Here is a 5,038-nt window from a genome sequence, read left to right as displayed (position 1 = left end):
GGGCACGCGCAGGCTGCCGCCGGTGTCGGTGGCGTCATCAAGATGATCGAGTCCATGCGCCACGGTGTACTGCCGAAGACCCTCCACGCGGATGAGCCTTCGCCGCACGTGGACTGGGAGGCGGGTGCGGTCTCGCTTCTCACGGAGGAGCGGGAGTGGCCGGAGGTCGGGCGTCCGCGCCGCGCCGCGGTCTCGTCCTTCGGGATCAGCGGCACCAACGCGCACGTCATCATCGAGCAGGCACCCGACGCCGCGCCTGCCGTGGAGACCCGGCCCGCGACCCCCTCCGAACTCACCGGCACCCCCGTCGCCACCCCCACCTCGGGCCTGGCTCTTCCGTGGATCCTGTCGGGACGCGACGAGCGGGCCGTGAGCGCCCAGGCCGAGCGCCTGCGGACCTACGCGACCGAGCACCCGGAGGCGAGCGCCGCCGACATCGGTCTCACCCTCGCCACGACGCGCGCCCTGCTCGACCACCGGACCGCCGTCATCGGCACCGACCGGGGCGAACTCCTCGACACACTGGCTTCCTTGGCGCACGGCGAGGACTCGCCGTCCGTCGTCCGGGGCGGGGCCACGGCCACGGGACGGACGGCCGTCCTGCTCACGGGTCAGGGATCCCAGCGACAGGGCATGGGACGCGAACTCTACGACCGGTCGCCGGTCTTCGCCGCCTCGTTCGACGAGATCTGCGACCACTTGGACCGTCAACTGCCCCGTCCTCTCAAGGACGTCGTCTTCGCCCCCGAGGGGTCGGAGGACGCGGCGCTCATCGACCGTACGGTGTTCACACAGGCGGCGCTGTTCGCCCTGGAGACCTCCCTGTACCGACTGTTCGAGGCCCACGGACTCGTCCCCGACTACCTCATCGGCCACTCCATCGGCGAGGTGACCGCGGCCCATCTGGCCGGGGTCCTCGACCTGGCGGACGCGTGCGTCCTGGTCGCCCACCGCGGCCGCCTGATGCAGTCGGCCCGGGCCGGCGGCGCGATGGCCGCGGTCCAGGCGAGCGAGGAGGAGGTCCGCGAGGCCATCGCGGCCCTCACCGAAGGCGTCGCCGCGACTGCCGCGGTGGCCGCGGCCGTGGCCGTCGCCGGAGTCAACGGCCCGAACGCCACCGTCGTCTCCGGCGACGAGGACGCGGTCGAGCGGCTGATGGCGCAGTGGCGCGAGCAGGGCAGGCGGACCAAGCGCCTCCCGGTCAGCCACGCCTTCCACTCGCCGCACATGGACGAGATCGTCGACGAGTTCGTCACCGCGATCTCCGGGCTCACCTTCCGCGCCCCGACGATCCCGGTCGTCTCCAACGTCACCGGGACCCTGGCCGGCGTCGACCAGCTGACCTCGCCCGCGTACTGGGCACGCCACATCCGCGAGGCCGTGCGCTTCGCCGACGGGGTGCGGTACCTGGAGGGCGAGGGCGTCACCGAATGGCTGGAGCTCGGCCCCGACGGCGTGCTCGTCGCGCTGGTCGAGGACTGCCTGGTGAAGGAGGCCGGATCGCTCGCGTCCGCCCTGCGCAAGGGGGCGAGCGAGCCCCACTCCGTGGGCGCGGCCGTGGCCCGCACGGCGCTGCGCGGAGCCGGCCCCGACTGGGCGGCGGTGTTCCCGGGCGCCCGGCGGGTCGATCTCCCGACGTACGCCTTCCAGCACCGGCGCTACTGGCTGGAGGGCAAGGCGGAGGTGCCGGGCGACGCCACGGCGCTCGGCCTGGCCGCGGCGGACCACCCGCTGCTCGGCGCGGAGGTCGCCATGGCGGACCGCGACGGGTACGTCTTCACGGGACGCCTCTCCACGCGTACGCATCCGTGGCTCGCGGACCACGCGGTCGCCGGCTCAGTGCTGGTGCCCGGCACCGGCCTGCTGGAACTCGCTCTCACCGCCGGGGAACAGGCGGGCGCGGGCCACGTCGAGGAACTGCTCCTCTCGGCACCCCTGGTGCTGCCGGAGCGCGGCGGCGTGCAGGTGCAGGTCGTCGTGGGCGGCGCGGAGGAAACCTCGGGACGCCGTCCCGTGGAGGTGTACGGGCGGCTGGACGGCGAGGGCGCCTGGGTCCTGCACGCGAGCGGTTCGGTGGTGCCCCGGGTGGCCGGGTCGGGCGCGGGCGGCGGCCTGGCGGTGTGGCCGCCGGCCGGTGCGACCGAGGTCGAACTGGACCATGTCTACGGCCGGTTGGTGGAGCGCGGCTATGAATACGGTGAAGCGTTCCAGGGGCTGAGGCGACTGTGGAAGGGCGAGGGCGAACTCTTCGCCGAGGTCGCCCTGGAGGAGGGGCTGCGGGCGGACGCGGGTCTGTTCGCGGTGCATCCCGCGCTTCTCGACGCGGCGCTCCACTCCCTCCTCCCGGGCGTCGCCACGGCAGAAGGCCCGTCGTGGCTGCCCTTCTCCTGGTCCGGTGCGGACGTGCACACCACCGGGGCCTCCGTGCTCCGCGTACGGCTCGCTCTGACCAGCCCCGACCCGGACTCCCTCGTGGCGTCGCTCACCCTCGCGGACGGCGCGGGCGGGCCGGTGGGGTCGGTGGATTCGCTGGTGCTGCGGCCGTTGTCGCGGGAGGCGTTGCGTGCGGCGGGGTCGTCGCGCGACGGGTTGTTCCGGGTCGAGTGGCGGCCGGTTCCGGTGGCCGCCGGGGAAGGTGCCGGCGCGCCGGACACGGTGTCGCTGGTCCTGGCTCCGGGGACGGTGACCGGGAGCGGCCTGGCCGAGGTGGCTCGGGGCGCTGTGGCGGACGTACTGGCCCGGGTCCAGGAGTTCCTGGCGGATGAGTCGTCGGCCGGGTCCCGGCTGGTGGTGGTCACGCGAGGTGCTGTGGGCGTCGAGGGTGTGGGCGTCTCGGATCTTGTGCACGCGGGTGTGTGGGGTCTGGTGCGTTCGGTGCAGGCGGAGCATCCGGGGCGGGTGGTTCTGGTCGATGTGGAGGAGGAGGCGGACGTTGCTGTCGCCTTGGTGTCGGGTGAGGACCAGGCCGCGGTGCGGGGTGGCCGGGTGCTCGTGCCCCGTCTCGTCCGCGCCGATGTCGCACCTGTCGAGGAGTCCGTGGACTGGGGTCGGGGCACGGTTCTGGTCACCGGTGCCACGGGCACGCTCGGCAGCCTTGCCGCACGTCATGTGGTGACCCGACACGGTGCGCGTCGGCTGGTGCTGGTGAGTCGGCGTGGTGCGGAGGCTCCGGGGGCTGTGGAGTTGGCCGAGGAGTTGGCGGCTGAGGGTGCCGAGGTGGTGTTCGCGGCTGTGGACGTGGCGGATCGTGCCGCGTTGGCGGAGGTTCTGGCGTCGATACCCGCCGAGAGTCCTCTGTCGGCTGTGGTGCACACCGCGGGTGTGTCGGACGACGTGACCGTGGAGGCGCTGACGCGGGATCGGTTGGATGCGGTGTTGCGTCCGAAGGTGGATGCGGTGTGGAACCTGCATGAGCTGACGAAGGATCTGGAGCTCGACGCGTTCGTCGTGTACTCCTCGCTCGCGGGCCTTCTCGGAACGGCCGGTCAGGCGAATTACGCGGCCGGTAACACGTTCCTGGATGCGTTGATGGAGCATCGGCGGGCTTCCGGTCTTGCGGGTGTGTCGTTGGCGTGGGGTCTGTGGGCGGAGTCCAGTGCGCTGTCGGGGCATCTGGGGGAGGCGGATCTGCGGCGTCTGGCGCGCTCGGGTCTGCTCCCGCTGGAGTCGAAGGACGCGATGGACCTGTTCGACTCGGCCACGTCGACCGGTGCGGCGGATGCCGTGTACGCGGTGACGCGGATGGACACCGCTGCCCTTCGGGCGCAGGGCAGTGAGTCGCTGTCCGCGATGCTTCGCGGCCTGGTGCCTCCGGCGCCGCGCCGGGCGGCAGCCGGCACCGCCTCCGCGGGCGGTGCTCCGGCTCTGCCGGAGCGCCTGGCCGGCCTCGGCCGGGCCGAGCGGGAGCGGATCCTGATCGACCTCGTACGTGAGCAGGTCGCGGGGGTGCTGGGTCACGCCGATCAGGGTGCGGTGGAGGCGGAGCGGGCCTTCCAGGAGCTGGGCTTCGACTCGCTGACGGCAGTGGAGCTGCGTAACCGTCTCAACGCGGCCACCGGGCTTCGCCTGCCCACCACCCTCGTCTTCGACCACCCCTCTCCCGCCGCCCTCGCCACCCACCTCCTCGACTTCCTCGCCCATGACGAGGTCGCACCGGAGGAGCCCGTCCTGACCGAACTGGCCAGGCTCAAGGCGGCGATCGGGGCGGTGGCCGCGGACGGCACAGCGCACGAGCGGATCACCGCCCGGCTGCGGGAGCTTCTCGACGTCGCGGACGCGGCGGCCGGAGCACCCGAGGCCGAGGACGACGACCGGGACCAGGACCTCACGTCCGCGAGCGACGAGGAGCTCTTCGCGCTCTTCGACGACCTGGAGTGACAGGCATGACGAGCGCAGAACAGAAGTCGACGAGCACGACACAACGGGGAGCTGAGAACACCATGGCGGGCGAGGACAAACTCCGCGACTACCTCAAGCGGGCGATCGCGGACGCCCGTGACGCGCGCAGGCGCCTGCGCGAGGTGGAGGACAAGGCCCAGGAGCCCATCGCGATCGTGGGTATGGCGTGCCGCTATCCCGGCGGTGTGTCGTCGCCGGAGGACCTGTGGCGGCTGGTGGCCGAAGGCACCGACGCGATCAGCGAGTTCCCCGTCAACCGCGGCTGGGACCTCGACAACCTCTACGACCCCGACCCCGACCATCCTGGTACGTCGTACGGTCGCGAAGGCGGCTTCCTCCACGAGGCGGACCGGTTCGACGCGGACTTCTTCGGGATGTCCCCGCGCGAGGCGCTCGCCACCGATCCGCAGCAGCGACTCCTCCTCCAGACGGCGTGGGAGAGCTTCGAGAGCGCGGGACTCGACCCGGAGGCGCTGCGCGGCAGCCGCACCGGCGTGTTCACCGGCGTCATGTACAACGACTACGGGTCCAGGCCCAACCTGCCCCCCGAGGGCTTCGAGGGCTACCTCTTCAGCGGCAGCGCGGGCAGTGTGGCCTCGGGCCGCCTGTCGTACACGTACGGCCTTGAGGGTCCGGCGGT

2 protein-coding genes are annotated in these 5,038 nt (G+C 72.5%); both read left to right on the top strand.

All coding sequences use genetic code 11. From position 1 onward, the window contains the following. On the top strand, positions 1 to 4,377 hold a 4,377-nt coding region (locus SGA01_RS19035), incomplete at its 5' end, for a type I polyketide synthase (RefSeq protein ID WP_141297677.1). A 5-nt stretch (positions 4,378 to 4,382) separates the two neighbouring features. Beyond that, positions 4,383 to 5,038: beta-ketoacyl synthase N-terminal-like domain-containing protein (locus SGA01_RS19030; protein WP_371866065.1), on the top strand; the 656-nt coding region annotated here is incomplete at its 3' end.

It is taken from the genome of Streptomyces gardneri (assembly GCF_006539185.1).
Lineage (GTDB): Bacteria > Actinomycetota > Actinomycetes > Streptomycetales > Streptomycetaceae > Streptomyces > Streptomyces gardneri.
The sequence above is the reverse complement of the archived record's forward strand: the minus strand, read 5'-3'. Positions and strand labels throughout refer to the sequence as shown.